Here is a 14475-nt window from a genome sequence, read left to right as displayed (position 1 = left end):
TATAATTTGTACCAGATAATTATAAACGTACTTTACTGTTTCTAATAGTTAGAAATAGTGAGGTTATAAACATTACAGGAATCATGGATAAAGAAATTATTATCCGTTCCAGTGCTACAAAAATCGATTATGCCCTTACTAAAAATGGTAGGCTGGTCGAATTACACAAAGATGAAGAAGAAAGTAAGTTTGCGGTAAGCGATATATTCATTGCAAAAACACGCAAGGTACTCTCTGGCCTTAACGCTACTTTTGTAGACGTAGGCTATGAGAAAGATGGTTTTTTACACTATCACGACCTTGGAGTAAAATACCTTACCCAACTTAAATTCACTAAACAAATTTTAAGCGGCAGACGCAAAAATTTTGCGCTTAAAGATATCAAATTTGAAAAAGATCTAGAAAAACACGGTGCGATCGAAAAAATGATCACACCAGGACAACCAGTTCTTGTTCAAGTTGTTAAAGAACCCATTTCTACCAAAGGACCTCGCCTCAGTGCTGAGCTTTCTTTACCAGGTAGGTATGTTGTTCTAGTTCCTTTTTCTGATCGTATTTCTATATCTCAAAAAATAGAAGACAGAGAAGAAAAAAGCCGTCTTAAAAGACTTGTAAAAAGCATTAAACCTGAAGGATTTGGCGTTATTGTACGCACGGTCGCAAAAGGTAAACTAGTAGCAGATCTGGACCAAGATTTACAAAATCTTGTAAAAAAATGGGAAAACATGTGCAGTAAAATGCATAAAGCTCCTTTCCCAACTAAAGTTATGACTGAAGTAAGTCGTACTAATTCCCTTATGAGAGATGTTTTTAACGATACATACACTTCAATAATCGTAGACGATCAAGAAGTATATGAAGAAATTAAAGACTATTTAAAAACTATTGCCCCACATAAAGAGTCTATTGTAAAATACCACAATCCAAAAACCTCCATTTTTGAGAAATATGGTATAGAACGACAGATCAAAACATCATTTGGCCGTACTGTTTCTATGAGTAAAGGTGCTTACCTAGTCATAGAGCATACTGAAGCAATGCATGTTATAGATGTAAACTCTGGTAATAGATCTAATAAAGCAGATAGTCAGGAAGACACCGCACTAGAAACAAACATGATCTCAGCAACAGAAATTGCACGCCAGTTAAGGCTTAGAGACATGGGCGGAATCATAGTAGTAGATTTTATCGATATGCGTAAGGCAGAGAATCGCAAGAAACTCTATGAACACCTACGCGATGAAATGGCTGATGACCGAGCAAAACACAAAATCTTGCCGCCTAGTAAATTTGGTTTGATCCAGATTACAAGACAGCGTGTAAGACAAGAAGTTAATATCAAAACTCGTGAGGAAAGCCCTGATGGCAATGGAAATGAGATTCAAGCTCCTATCCTAGTCATTCAGGAAATCATAGAAAATCTAGAAAGACACCTTAAAGCTGGACACAAAAAAGTAACGCTACATGCGCACCCTTTTATTTCGGCTTTTATTACAAAAGGCTATCCTTCTATACGATCTAAGTGGTTTATGAAACACAAAAAATGGATCAAGGTAATGCCTCGAGATGCCTACACTTATCTAGAATATCATTTCAAAGATAAAGATGGTAACGAGCTTACTTAAAAACTTAAAACGCCTACAAGCATCGATTTGTAGGCGTTTTTTTATGGGTTGTATTTAGGTTTCGCTTTCGCGAAAGCGGGAATTAGAAAGCTACTTTTAATATTACTTAAATTTGAGTTAGAAATAAGCGTATTCCATTTTTAAAATAGTTTTCGGTTGATCATTTACAAGTATCAATATCTTAGTACAATTACCTTGTTTATCAAATTCAAGATACCGCATTTCAGAAACTTCGACCATATCTGTATCATTATATAGAGTAGTAATCTTAACTGGATAACCATCCTTATTATATTTTGTCATTTCGATCTCTGCAATCTCGTTTTCAGAGTAAGAAATAGTTTGTTTTACAACTCTACCTTTTTGGTCATTATCAAAAACTCTGATTTCAACAGGAGTAGCATCGTTCGGATAATAAAGCTCTTCTTTTATTTTAAAACCATTCTCAAAATGACTAATTTTTCTAAAAGAATCATTTTCATCATCTCCGTTTATTTGTTTTTGCTCTATAATTTGTCCTTGATCATTAAATTTATATTGGTAATTTAATGTAGCATCTAGATCTCCTCTAGAATTGTATTCGTTTTCTGTTCTTAAAAGTGCCCTATCGTCATACTCATAAAGAAATTTTCTATTCAAAGTATTATTCATCAACCAATGACGCTCTATGGTTTTCCCATTTCTATCAAAATAAAAATGATTGTCGATAGCTACAACGACAGATTTATCATTTTGCTCTATTGACTGAACAATTATTTCACCGTTATTCTCAACAGCTTTAAACTGCTTAATTTTTACAGAGGAAACCTTTCCTTTTAAATTGAGCTTTTTATAATCATTCATTAATTGTGAGCTGGAACAACTACTGCATGAAATGAGAACTAATATGAGTAAGAAAAAGGGGTTATATTTCATAAAGAATTATACAGCAACTGCCATTCATTCTCATTTACATAATTGTTTGCTGTTAAGTCACCACCACACTCTTCCATATTTGCAAAACGTATCCCAAAATCTTTTAGAAATCCTGTTGTTACTTTGTTTGTATCAATGTTTCCAAAGATATGCTGCATGCGGTTATAGTAATCATTGTTTTGTGCTGATCCGAAGATGGATATCAATAAACATACGTATAATAATGTCTTTTTCATATTAGATAGTTGTTATAAGTTTTCTTTTACGGTATGTATTGTAAATCAAAGCGCCCATTTGTAATATCAATATTTTCACATTCTTCATTATTAGTAGAGAACTCGAAAGTTCCTGATATTATGAAATTATTGTCATCGATGTTTGTAAATGTTAATGAACCCAATATTGTATCTTCATAATCATAAACACAAAGCGACCCATCTTGTGATTCAATGGCAAATCTACATTTGGCCTGATTTGAAGATGTTTGTACTAAATCATAATTAAAATTTTCATTTATTGGATCTATAATAATAATTGTTATACCAGCTGCACCAAATTGAAGAAATCCATTTTGATATATGGCAAACTGATTAGAAGTGTTAGTTATATTAAAAGGTTCTCCATTTAAAACAAATCCAAAGGTATTTTCACCAGTAGTTGTCTCTGGCGGCAATTGAGACACTGGATCTTGTGGGCTGTCATCGTCGTTTTTATCGCAGGCTGTTAGGGTTAATAAGGCAAATAAGCCAACCCTTAATCCCTTCCAAAGGAAGGGAAAACTATTTCTAATGTTAATTACGTTCATAATTATTGCTTTTATTTCCTTTAAATCTAGGTTATTGAGCAGCTATTTATATTTTGTTAATATCGTTTAACATAAGTTTATGTGTTCTAGAGTGATTATTTATCAACACGTTTTCGCGAAAGCGGGAAAATTATAACTTCAAACTTTTCTTAAATAAACTACCTCAACATAAATTAGCGAGTACCTTTGCAAAAAATTTAAGCAGCATGCAGCCTAAAACACCTTCACAATCATTTACTACCGTCACCGATATGGTATTGCCAAGTGAGACAAATCCGCTGAATAACTTATTCGGTGGTGAGTTGCTGGCACGTATGGATCGTGCAGCTAGTATCGCTGCAAGACGTCATTCCAGGCGTATTGTGGTTACCGCGTCTGTAAATCACGTTGCTTTTAATAGAATGGTTCCTCTAGGAAGTGTAGTAACTATAGAAGCACAAGTGACTAGAGCTTTTAACACCTCTATGGAAGTTTACATGGATGTTTGGGTAGAAGATCGTGAAAGCGGTGAACGCACTAAGGCAAATGAAGCTATCTATTCTTTTGTAGCGGTAGATGAAACTGGAAGACCTATACAAATCGCTCCTATCCAACCAGAAAGTGAGGTAGAAAAAGAACGTTATGACGGCGCATTAAGACGTAAACAATTAAGTCTAGTTCTCGCTGGAAAAATGAAGGCTAAAGACGCGACAGAGTTGAAAGCGCTTTTTGAGGACTAATTATTTTATCCTAATTTGTGTTGGTTTCGCTTTCGCGAAAGCGAAAATATCCTAATAACCACCTAGATAAAATGCCTATTAAAATCGTGAAGTATTTGATTTTAGGAGTTTAATTCTCTTTTTTGCTTCTAGTTCTTAGAAAGAAGTATGTCAAAATTACCAATAGTATTACCGCTAGTGCGATATATAAAGTTACTTGAGAGTTTGCAGCGGTAATAGGCGCGTCTTCACCGTACACCACAAATCCTGCCCAATAATAGGGTTGCCCTAACTTAGTACCTCTGTGTACATTGAGATAATCTAGTTTTGCATTTTGAAGAGACTGTGATTTTGTCTGGCCTTTACTAAGATGCGTATAAAACCGCTCCATGATTTGCTTTGTAGAATTGTCTGGCACTTCCCATAAACTTGCAACAGTTGCAGGAACGCCGGCAAATGTAAAAGCTCTTTGAAATGATTGTGGCCCACTAGATTTACTTTCTTTGTAAACACCTGTATTACATGCGCTTAAAACAGCTAGCTTAGCATCCATTTTTAATCCATATAGTTCTTCAATATGTAATTTTTCTTGATCTGAAAAATTGAAATAGCTCAAAACAGCATCATCTTTATTAATAGTTGCGTGCATAGCAAGATGTAAAACATCACCTTTCAATCTATTATTTACAAAAGCATTTTTAGTTGCCTCTTTTCCCAAAAAGGACTCTGCATTAAAAATTTCTGCAATTCTAATCGCTTCGGACCTTGCCCCATTAAGATAACTTTCTGAACTTCTGGTTACTATTTGTTGATTTGTGTTTGTGTATTCTGGCGCATATATAGTTAGTGATAAGTCTTTTTCATATTCTATGTTACTGCTCCCGTTAACAAAACGTAAGTGTGAAGAATACCTTACTGTTTTATCTTCTATTAAAAACCTATTGTTGTGACTTAATGTTTCAAATGGTAATGGATAAATTACTCCATCTGGAATAATAATTAAATTCTTAAAATCATGTGCTTTATCTGGAATAAGTAATGAAACTAAACTATTATCATATGCCATTTTTGAAAAGGGCTTTTTCAAATTATCCAAATGCTGCCGTAGCATTTGTTGCTCATTTTCAAGCCATGGTTTTAATTCATAAAAAATACTATCTTTTGTTATTTGAAACAAGGCAAATTCATCTTTAAAAAAAGCATACTTTAAAACAATTTCGTCATTTTTAAGATTTTTCTGAAAATTGACAATATCAAAATCTCCACTTATTGATTTTGAAATATCTGGATAATTCTTTTTAAGTAATTGTTCAAAATTATACAACACCCTTGTAATAGAATCTATAGCTTTAACATCCCTGGTTTGTTTTGCTCTAGTTAATTGTTTACGAATTGTGAATTCTATTTGCTCTAAAGAATCTACAACAGGCAATTGAATGATATTACGGCTTTGATTAAAACTTTTCCAAGCTAGAAAATTTTGAACGTTTTCAATTTGTGAAAGATCGCTATTTGTCAATGCATTTTTAGCTGCTAATTCATTGACAATAGAGTTAAAAAAATCACGTGTAACTTTATTCAGGCCTTGATTTTTATATGTAGTTGTAAACTGCTTGAAAGCAACTTCAAAAATTGATGTATAATAACTCTCTTTATTATCAAAATCGTATTCAAGTAACTTGATTCTATTTGCTAGTGAGTGTATGGTTACCACATTATTGAACCTATAACCACCATTAAAATTAGTATAATCTTTCTTTAAAACTTCTTCTCCTTGATGAATTACTGTTAAGGCTTTGTAAATATCTTCTTGTGCTTTAATTACATCTTTTTGTTGAAAAGCAACTAAAGCTCTACTGATATAAAAATTAGCCCTAATATTATTATTATCATTAGTATTAGCAATTATTGTATCATATAAAGACATCGCTTCTTCATACTTACCTTGTTTACTAAAAATGACGGCTTTAGTGTTTTTAAATTGATATAAATGTCTGGCGTGATGTTTTTTATGTAATAGTTCAATAGCCTTATCAATTTCTTTGTGTAACAAGTTATAATCTGTTTTTTCTATGCCAGCTTTAAATAAAGAATAATAATTTAAGGCTAGCGTATAATAGTAAACATTTGCATCATCATAATTAAAGTCATCACTTTGATTTGATAATAAATCTTTGTCTTTATTAAAGATTAGATCTAATTTTTTCTTGTCAAATTCAACAGAATTTATAAGGTCAGAATTGTTGATTTTATCGTCTAAATTTAATTTATCACTAACAAAAGCAATAAGCATCTTTCTGTACAATAATTTGATTTCATAACTCAGCCTTGGATTAGGAAGCTCAATGTGGTCTGGTAAATCTTGGAGAAACTGCTTTCCTTTTTTTAAATAATTTCTTGATTTATTAAACGATCCAGCTGTTGCTGAATAGACGGCCATTCTACCATATAATTTTAACAACAAGTCATAGTTAGGATTCATAGTGTTTTCTAAGATATACAATGCTTTTTCTCCATATTTTAACGTCTCGAATGTTTTAGACTGCACTCCAAAATTGATATGTAGGTAATAATAGATTCCAGACAATACTGTGTCATTACCAGCTACATTTTCGGCATAACTTCTAGCTATGTGAAGTGTTTCTATACTTTTATAATTAGCAAATTGTTCGAACTGTGCCTTACCAACAATATGATATATACGGGCAGTATTTAAACTATCTTTTTCATTTAAAGGAGTAGTAGATTCTAGTATACTATCTGCATATTGCACTACCTTTTCCTGCATTCCTTTATTATAGTAGTCTAATAATTCATCAATCCATACCTTAGGATTAGTAATTGTTGTTTCTTGACTCGTGTGGCTTTGGGCAAAATTGAACTGATGTCCCAATAAGAACATAAGCCAGACTATATACATCTGAAAACTTGAGCGTCTCATAAATTTTAAAATTTATTTCTTAAATGTATGAAAATAAATGACTTAGTTTAGAAAATATTATTGTTGAAAATGTATAAAGGTTTATTAAGTATTCTCGCTTTCGCGAAAGCGAAATCCTACATACACTTTTTAATACTGCAAATAGTAATCGTACTTGCCAACAAAGTGTCTATAAATTTATGGGCAATACCAATTTGAATTTATAGTATTTTAGTAAATCATCTATTGTCCTGAAACTCTTTAAAATTTGAATCTATGGATAAGTACACATTCCCTTCTTTTAATACTTGCAAACCTGGATACAATTGAGAATCTACTTGTTTACAAATTTTTGAAGGCGAATTCATACGCGTCACATCTGTGCATTCTACAATATGTTTTCCTTTTATGTAAGCAACTAATCTGTTTTTATTAAACTCTACAATATGCAAATTGCCTTCTAATACATTTGCCTCTATATTATCTACTGTATCAAAAAAGACAATATCATAATAGGATTGGTCCTCTTGTTCCTCGATTTGATGATTCATAATTTCTAAATTATCTATTTCATTCAATACCGGTTTAGAAAGTGTTTCTAATTTATTTGCAAACTCGTCTGGTGTAATTTTACCTTCTTGCATTTGTTTTAATAAGACTTTCATTTCTTGTTCTATGCTCGCTTTGCTGGCCTTTAAGGACTCGCCTTCTTTTTGAGATTTTTGTGTGTCTATTTTGCTTATTTGCATTTCATTATAGTCGTTCTCTGCTCGTTGTTTTTTTATGTTAGATAAACTGACTACAATACTATCCTCTGGTTTTATAGGAAACGGAATACCTTCTTTTAAGTAAACAGATAAATGGAGGGAAAGCCCCTTTGGAGCATCATTTGGGTTAACTTGTTTTCCTAGTGATTGTAAACGTTTCACCTCTTTTGCCCAAGGTCCATTCGGGCTCATGTCATGTTCTGAAATATAGAAACTAAAGGTTTCGCCTCTATTTCCTATAGAAGTTTTGAGAACTTGAGATGGTTTAAGTGTTTTATTACCGTAAGTAACATTTTGTTGAGCATGTAATATGGTGGTAAAAAGAACAAACCATATGACGCAAAGATTTATAATCATTTTCATAATAGGTTATTTTTATAATTGGTAATAAGCTGCTAGTTCTAAAGCAATCTCTTTATTTTCTTTTCCCGTATTTGTGGTGCGACCTCTATTAGGCGGCACAATACTGTGCATAATACCATCTTTAAGAATTAATAGTTGGTACGTATTTGATATAAAAACAGCCTTTTCTCCTATACCATCCACTTTATGGTACAGTGATGCATTCCTTTCTGGATTGTATTGAAAAAATGGTTGATCTGTTTTAGGAACCCAAGCGCTCACTTGACCTTCCCAATATTCATATTCCTTATCGCCATAAAACAGTTTTATTTTACAATGCGCTAATTTTTCAGGAACAAGTTCTACGCGTTCTATTTCAACACGTTTAGCGTCTGTATTATATTTCATTATAAGATCAGTAGGGAAATCATTACAAAGACATTCAGTAATTTTTTCTGCCTCTGCTTCTTGTAAAGCCAGAGTTTTTTGTAACTGTTCGTATTCATCTTCAGAATTTTCTATAGCGTTACTTTTTTGATCTCCCAAACAAGAAGTACAGCCTATCAAAAGAATTACTAGAAGAACTTTATTTAACTGTTTCATTTTTGATTCAATTTTGTGTTTTTATTATGTGTACCAATGTTCATAGAGGTCTCGCTTTCGCGAAAGCGAGACCAAAACAAACCCCTTACTCTCCATAAAAATGTTAGTCATTGATAAAACCAGATGCCTTTGCCATTTCTAAAGCCACTTTTTTATAGTCTCTATTTTTAGCTACTTCTGTTTTATTCAAGATGTTTTTTAATGGATTGATCACTATGGTGTAACCTTCCATTTTGATTTCTAGCATTTTTTTTCTCTCGTTCCAAAGTGCTGCCTTTCCTAAGTTGGGAATCCATTCAGAAGATTTAGAAATCGATTTTTTTAAGCTCCATGCTTCTTCCCAATTTTCGCCATTACCAGCAGCCTCGGCAATATCGCCCATCATCTCATTTGCTCCTACCTCTCTGTTTATTGAAATCCCACCTCTAAGCCATTCAAAATCAGACGCTCCAGATTCAATAAAAAACATACACGCTGGCTCTAAGTTTTTATCATAACGATCTGATTTTGTCGGATCTTCTACATGAACTAGTGATTCAGACACGTTATAAATACGTGCAATAGCAGCAGCATTAAGTTGATCGCAGGCGCTCATTCCTTTTGAATAATTGACTTTATTTCCTTTAAAGTCATTGTTGATAAAAGAGGTGTTTCCTATTTCTTCTACATCAATAGCTTTTTTGTCGCCTAAACAGGAGCTTGTTATGAATACTAAAAGAAGTAAACTAAAGTTTTTTAAAAGAGTCATAATCGTATTATTTGATGATTAGTTTTTGTGTTTTTATGGTGTTGCCAGAAGTAACTTTAATGAAATACATGCCATTTTGAAGTCTTGAAATATCTAGAGACAATTCTTCTCGATAGATCTCTCGCTCTTCTCTGATTAGTTTACCTGTGGTATCAAAAAGTTGAATAGCATCCATAATCACTGATGATTTTATCTGAACTTGATTACTTGCAGGATTAGGATATAATAGAAAGGGATTTTCTTGATGTTCAAAACTTTCATTAGAAAGAGTCGTGTCCTGCACATTCAAAACAAAATTTCCAGATTGTGATAAAATAGCATTGTTTACAGCCGTGTTGCGTGGCCCTAGGTTTGCTTCTAACCAAACTTGTAGGTAATAGGTTTGTCCCGCAGTTAAGTTATTAACTTGTAATTGATCTTGAGCACATGCTAGTGGAGCTAATGCGGTACAATTATCATAAAGCGCTATTTTACCTATGGCAAGTGGCGCAGTAATGGTCATGGTCACGCTACCACTAGCTGGTGCAACAAATTCATACCAAACATCAGATATTACGAGACCACTTTGCTGGCAAGCAGGATTTGCTCCACTAGTCGTTGCATTTGCAGTAGTTCCTGGAATGTCTTGCGCTAAAGTTATAGAAGTAGCTGCGGCACAATCATCATTTAACGGCGAGCAATCTAATAGAAAGAATGATTGCGTATCAATACTGGTCCAGTTGGTATCGCTGTAAGCGATATTATCCACTTCTATACAATTAAGATTAGGATTGTTTTGAGCTTCAAAATTAGTGACATTAGTGTTGTTACCGTTTTGCACATTGAGACTAAAGAGATCATTACCATTACAGAATAAACTGGTCAAATTTGTGTTTTGAGAAACATCTAGATCGTTTAAATTATTATTTGCAATTCCAAAGTTTTCCAGACTGGCTAATAATGAGACATCGATATCGTCAATATTATTATCATTAAGAAATACCTGTAAAAGACTCAAATTATTAGATAGGTCGATACTCGTTAAACTGTTTTGATTAAGACTTATACTTATTAAATTTGGGTTATTACTTAAATCAATTGTTGTCAGGTTATTAATAGCAAGAACTACTGAAATCAATTGCGTGTTTTGACTTAAATCAATACTTGATAAATTATTATTAAACGCGGTCAAATCTTCTAATTCCCTAAAAAACTCAATTCCTGTTAGATCTGAAATGTTTTCAGAATTTACATCAAGACTTGTAACTCCTTGTGTATCTATTTCTAACATAAGACCGTTTACAGTTGCATCAGTATCTATTCCTAAATTGATTAGTGCTTGTTCAAAGTTTGGATCTGGTATATTAAACGTTATTGCAGCACAGTTTGTGCTAAAATCTGTCTGGCTATCAACACTTAACCAGTTGTTTCTACTGTAGATCTCATCATCTACCTGTATACAAGTTAAATTAGGATTGAGCGTGGCATCAAAGAATATACCGTTGATGGCAGTGTTGAATCCATTTTGAATATTGAAATTTGATAAATTATTCTCAGAACAAAGCACTTGTATCAATGCTGGATTAGTAGTAAGGTCTAAGTCAGTTAAATTATTTCTTGAAATAACAAATTCTGATAATTGGGTTAATGTTGATGTATCTATACTTGATAATAGATTATCTTGAAGATACAACTTTGTTAATGCCGTATTGTTAGAAAGATCGATAGAAGTAATTACATTATTGCTTAGTATTAAAGTGCTCAAATTGATGTTATTAGAAACATCTATACTAGATAAATTATTTAGAGTCAACACCAAGCCTGTAAGAGCTGTATTCTGACTGACATCAATTGTAGTCAAGTTATTGTCAACCGCAAATAAGGTCAATAAGTCTGTAAAATGCTCAATTCCTGTAAAGTCTGATATGTTCTGATTGCTAACGTCTAAACTTGTAACACCTACAGTGTCATTTTGTAACATCACACCGTTTATAATACCATCGGTATCGATTCCTAATGTGATTAATGCTTGTTCAAAATTAGGGTCTGGTATACTGATTAAACTAGGGTTAGATGTTGTATTTAAATACAAGTTGTCAATAAATGCTGCAGGTGCTCTAAATTGATTATTATTTATCGCTATCAATCTTACACGAATTGTCCTTGTTCCAACAGGCGCGAGACGCGTGTTTTCAAACAAAGTCCATGCTTGTGTATTTTGAGATAAACCAGTATCATAGGTGGATAATACATTTCCTGTGGCATCTCTATATTCAACAATAACTTGTGAATCGTCTTCAACTCCATTTACTTGAAAAGACTGAAGATAAGTGCTGAAATAAAAATATTCACTACTAGTATCTATTGTGGCGCTAAAAGAAGATACATCAACATCTTGATAAATTTCTGCAGTACCAGAGACAGTAGATCTAAAATATTTATGCCCAAATTCAACCGGCACACCTTGATTATTGCTAATAGGCCATTCCCAATTTCCTGAAACAGCAGTCCAAGCATTATCTGTAATTGGTATAATTTCTGCGCTTCCATTTACTATTAAGTTATCAGAAGGTGTTACAGGTGTGGCCACAGCACCTGTAAAAGTTTCAAAGCCATCAATAGTAGAACATAAATTAACATGATACACACCAGCCATGCCTGTTCTAGTTCCATTTTCATTATGTCCAGAAGAGCTTACAACTAAAGTATTTCCATTACCGCTAAGGCTAAGATTTCCTCCGAAATACTGATTATTATTATGGGTTCCTCCTAAAAAGAGATCGTTTTCTACCCAAGTTCCTGTTTCATTTTTAATGTATATATGAGCTTTACCTCTACTAGAAGCAAGATATTCACCAACAACTATAATTTTCCCATCATCAGATATAGCTGTATCACTACCAAATTCAAATCTGTGACTATTATTAGGACCAGAACTAGTATATGTTCTTAAAAGTTGTTCACTTGTCCAATCATTGCTGATTTGATCCCAACTAAATATTTCAACACTTCCAGCTCTTGATTGTGAGAAAAGATCTGATACTAATAAGGTATTACCGTCATTTGAAAGTGTTACAACACCTCCAAAATTTATATTAAAACTAGGGTCGCCATCTACATCACTTCCTTTTTGCACCCAATTGTTATTGACATATTCAAATACTCTTACATGTCCATGTCCTCCAGTGGCAGTTGCTCCATCATTACCAATTGCACCAATAGCCATTACAGTACCATCACCAGATAAATCTATAGATCCTCCTGAAAAATCATTTGATGCTTCTCCAGGAATAGGAGCCCCTAAGGTTACCCAAGTGTTCGTAATTCCATCGTATTGATAAGCAGTGGTATAACCTGTATAACTATCTGATGAAACGCCTCCAGGATTACCACCAGAACCAACTGCTAAAATTGAACCATCTTCAGAAAACGCAAGAGAAGTTCCAGTACGACTACCAGAAACACCATAAATTATATTTCCTAGAGGACTCCAAGCATTTCCTATTCTTTCATAAGTATATACAGCTCCCCAATTACTTGTAAATAAAAAAGGAGCTGAAATAGCCAAAAGGGTTCCATCTTCATTTAAGGCTACTTCTGTACCAAAAGAACCAGAATCAAAATCTGTGGTACTTCTAATATCAACACCTATTTGTTGTAGTCCATTAGCAGTTTTTTCAAAAACACGAACGTGACCGTACTCGAGCGTACCGCTATTGTTAGAAGAACCATTTGCTCCAACAGCTATAATATTTCCATTGCCAGAAACTGCTACACTACTACCTAAGCGATCTTGGGTGCCATATCCATAAATTTCGTTCCCAAAACGTGTAACACTATTTTTGTTGTGTTCATAAACACTTACATAACCATTTGCTCCAGTAGTTTCTATAGATGGTGCGCCTGCTGCAAATAAGTCTCCATCACCAGAAATAGTGACTGCATAACCTAACTGATCTGTGGCCACATTACCTTCTACAGCCACATTTACTTGTTCCCAATCTGTATTGTATTTTAAAACTCTAGCACTATAAGCCTCACCGATAACTATGGCATCTCCATCATCAGCAAGTTCCATACTAATTATATCATTTCCTATTTGTGCAATATTTGTTCCTTTGGATATCCAGTTATTACCAACAAATTCTAGAATAGCGACATAATCATTATTATTGGTTTGTGCAGTTCCTATCGCAATGGTATTTCCATCAGATGATATACTCACCAAGCTTCCGAAATAACCTAAGAAATCTGATCCGTTGATGGTATTTCCTATTTGGGTCCAGGTATTTGAAATGTTTTGATAAACTTTTACTTGACCTTCATAAGAAAACTGACTAGCCGAGTTAGGGTCGCTATAAAATGGGTCTCCTACTATTAATGTCTCTCCATTATTAGACAAACTTATTTTATCATCAAATAATACGTCTGTTGACGGTATCTGTTGTCCTGTAATTGACCATGTATTTGTCGACCATTCATAGACATTTGTACCTGTTTTTGTTGCAATGGCCAAAGACAGTCCATCTCCACTTAGAGACATATCGCTATAATCTTCTATACCATTAAATAAAAAATCATTACCTAACTGTGACCAAGTGTTGTTGCTATATTGATATACTTGTATATAAGGAAAATATTCTACCGCTAAACTTCCAAACAAACTCTGTAACGTTTGCCCTGCATTTAATTGAATAGCTATCTGAGAATCATAAACAGCTAATGTATTACCGTCTGCAGAAAGAACTACTTTTTTACCAAATGTGTTAAAGTTGTCGCCCGTACCTACTATATCTTGCCCTTTTTGAATCCAGCTACCAGTATCATTGCTATACACTTGTACTCTTCCGCTATCTACTGAACTAGGTGTTACATAGCCATATTCCCCAATAGCCAACACAGACCCATCATTTGAGAAACTTATGGAATTACCCATATAACTTGTTGTTTCTGTAGAAATAATTTTTTCTATTTCTACTGAGGTCAATTGATCTGGAGTAATATCTACTTGTGCATAAGAGCAAGCAATACTTAATATAAATACGATGATTGTTAATGTATTTCTCATAATTC

The 14475-nt window shown here is 33.4% G+C and carries 10 protein-coding genes; 2 read left to right on the top strand and 8 right to left on the bottom strand.

Annotated features, from left to right (window positions below):
• Positions 1-83: 83 nt before the first annotated feature.
• Positions 84-1625: an Rne/Rng family ribonuclease gene (locus DDD_RS07400; RefSeq protein WP_015362186.1), complete on the top strand. Its 1542-nt coding sequence runs from the start codon at positions 84-86 to the stop codon at positions 1623-1625.
• Positions 1626-1742: 117 nt separating this feature from the next.
• Here DDD_RS07400 and DDD_RS07395 read toward each other — a convergent pair whose 3' ends face one another.
• The 3 genes from DDD_RS07395 to DDD_RS07385 all read right to left on the bottom strand — a co-directional run bounded on the left by DDD_RS07395 (position 1743) and on the right by DDD_RS07385 (position 3345).
• Positions 1743-2468 (bottom strand): hypothetical protein, encoded by a 726-nt coding sequence (locus DDD_RS07395; RefSeq protein WP_015362185.1) that lies wholly within the window; start codon positions 2466-2468, stop codon positions 1743-1745.
• A 68-nt stretch (positions 2469-2536) separates the two neighbouring features.
• Positions 2537-2776 (bottom strand): hypothetical protein, encoded by a 240-nt coding sequence (locus tag DDD_RS07390; protein WP_041567017.1) that lies wholly within the window; start codon positions 2774-2776, stop codon positions 2537-2539.
• A 26-nt stretch (positions 2777-2802) separates the two neighbouring features.
• Positions 2803-3345, bottom strand: a complete 543-nt coding sequence (locus tag DDD_RS07385) for a hypothetical protein (protein WP_015362183.1) — start codon at positions 3343-3345, stop codon at positions 2803-2805.
• 206 nt (positions 3346-3551) lie between these two features.
• On the opposite strand from DDD_RS07385, the gene DDD_RS07380 reads away from it, so the two are divergent.
• Complete coding sequence (locus tag DDD_RS07380) at positions 3552-4064, top strand: acyl-CoA thioesterase (protein ID WP_015362182.1); 513 nt, start codon at positions 3552-3554, stop codon at positions 4062-4064.
• A gap of 109 nt (positions 4065-4173) precedes the next feature.
• On the opposite strand, the gene DDD_RS07375 is transcribed toward DDD_RS07380, so the two are convergent.
• The 5 genes from DDD_RS07375 to DDD_RS07355 all read right to left on the bottom strand — a co-directional run bounded on the left by DDD_RS07375 (position 4174) and on the right by DDD_RS07355 (position 14470).
• Positions 4174-6984, bottom strand: coding sequence for a CHAT domain-containing protein (locus tag DDD_RS07375; RefSeq protein ID WP_083892387.1), 2811 nt, complete (start codon positions 6982-6984; stop codon positions 4174-4176).
• Positions 6985-7202: 218 nt separating this feature from the next.
• On the bottom strand, positions 7203-8093 hold the full coding sequence (locus DDD_RS07370) for a hypothetical protein (RefSeq protein WP_015362179.1): 891 nt from the start codon (positions 8091-8093) through the stop codon (positions 7203-7205).
• Positions 8094-8105: 12 nt separating this feature from the next.
• Entirely contained in the window at positions 8106-8675 is a 570-nt protein-coding gene (locus tag DDD_RS07365) for a hypothetical protein (protein ID WP_015362178.1), read from the bottom strand.
• Between the two features lie 103 nt (positions 8676-8778).
• Positions 8779-9423, bottom strand: a complete 645-nt coding sequence (locus DDD_RS07360) for a hypothetical protein (protein ID WP_015362177.1) — start codon at positions 9421-9423, stop codon at positions 8779-8781.
• 7 nt (positions 9424-9430) lie between these two features.
• The gene (locus DDD_RS07355) at positions 9431-14470 is read right to left on the bottom strand and encodes a T9SS type A sorting domain-containing protein (RefSeq protein ID WP_015362176.1); all 5040 of its coding nucleotides are present in this window, start codon (positions 14468-14470) and stop codon (positions 9431-9433) included.
• Positions 14471-14475 lie beyond the last annotated feature (5 nt).

Origin of the sequence: Nonlabens dokdonensis DSW-6 (assembly GCF_000332115.1) — a bacterium.
Taxonomy (GTDB): Bacteria; Bacteroidota; Bacteroidia; order Flavobacteriales; family Flavobacteriaceae; genus Nonlabens; species Nonlabens dokdonensis.
This window is presented reverse-complemented; position numbering and strand designations above follow the sequence as displayed.

What these genes read in the sequence shown, in the direction of transcription:
- DDD_RS07400 (WP_015362186.1), top strand. Translation starts at nt 84, where the DNA reads ATGGATAAAGAAATTATTATCCGTTCCAGTGCTACAAAAATCGATTAT.
- DDD_RS07395 (WP_015362185.1), bottom strand. Translation starts at nt 2,468, where the DNA reads ATGAATGATTATAAAAAGCTCAATTTAAAAGGAAAGGTTTCCTCTGTA.
- DDD_RS07390 (WP_041567017.1), bottom strand. Translation starts at nt 2,776, where the DNA reads ATGAAAAAGACATTATTATACGTATGTTTATTGATATCCATCTTCGGA.
- DDD_RS07385 (WP_015362183.1), bottom strand. Translation starts at nt 3,345, where the DNA reads ATGAACGTAATTAACATTAGAAATAGTTTTCCCTTCCTTTGGAAGGGA.
- DDD_RS07380 (WP_015362182.1), top strand. Translation starts at nt 3,552, where the DNA reads ATGCAGCCTAAAACACCTTCACAATCATTTACTACCGTCACCGATATG.
- DDD_RS07375 (WP_083892387.1), bottom strand. Translation starts at nt 6,984, where the DNA reads ATGAGACGCTCAAGTTTTCAGATGTATATAGTCTGGCTTATGTTCTTA.
- DDD_RS07370 (WP_015362179.1), bottom strand. Translation starts at nt 8,093, where the DNA reads ATGAAAATGATTATAAATCTTTGCGTCATATGGTTTGTTCTTTTTACC.
- DDD_RS07365 (WP_015362178.1), bottom strand. Translation starts at nt 8,675, where the DNA reads ATGAAACAGTTAAATAAAGTTCTTCTAGTAATTCTTTTGATAGGCTGT.
- DDD_RS07360 (WP_015362177.1), bottom strand. Translation starts at nt 9,423, where the DNA reads ATGACTCTTTTAAAAAACTTTAGTTTACTTCTTTTAGTATTCATAACA.
- DDD_RS07355 (WP_015362176.1), bottom strand. Translation starts at nt 14,470, where the DNA reads ATGAGAAATACATTAACAATCATCGTATTTATATTAAGTATTGCTTGC.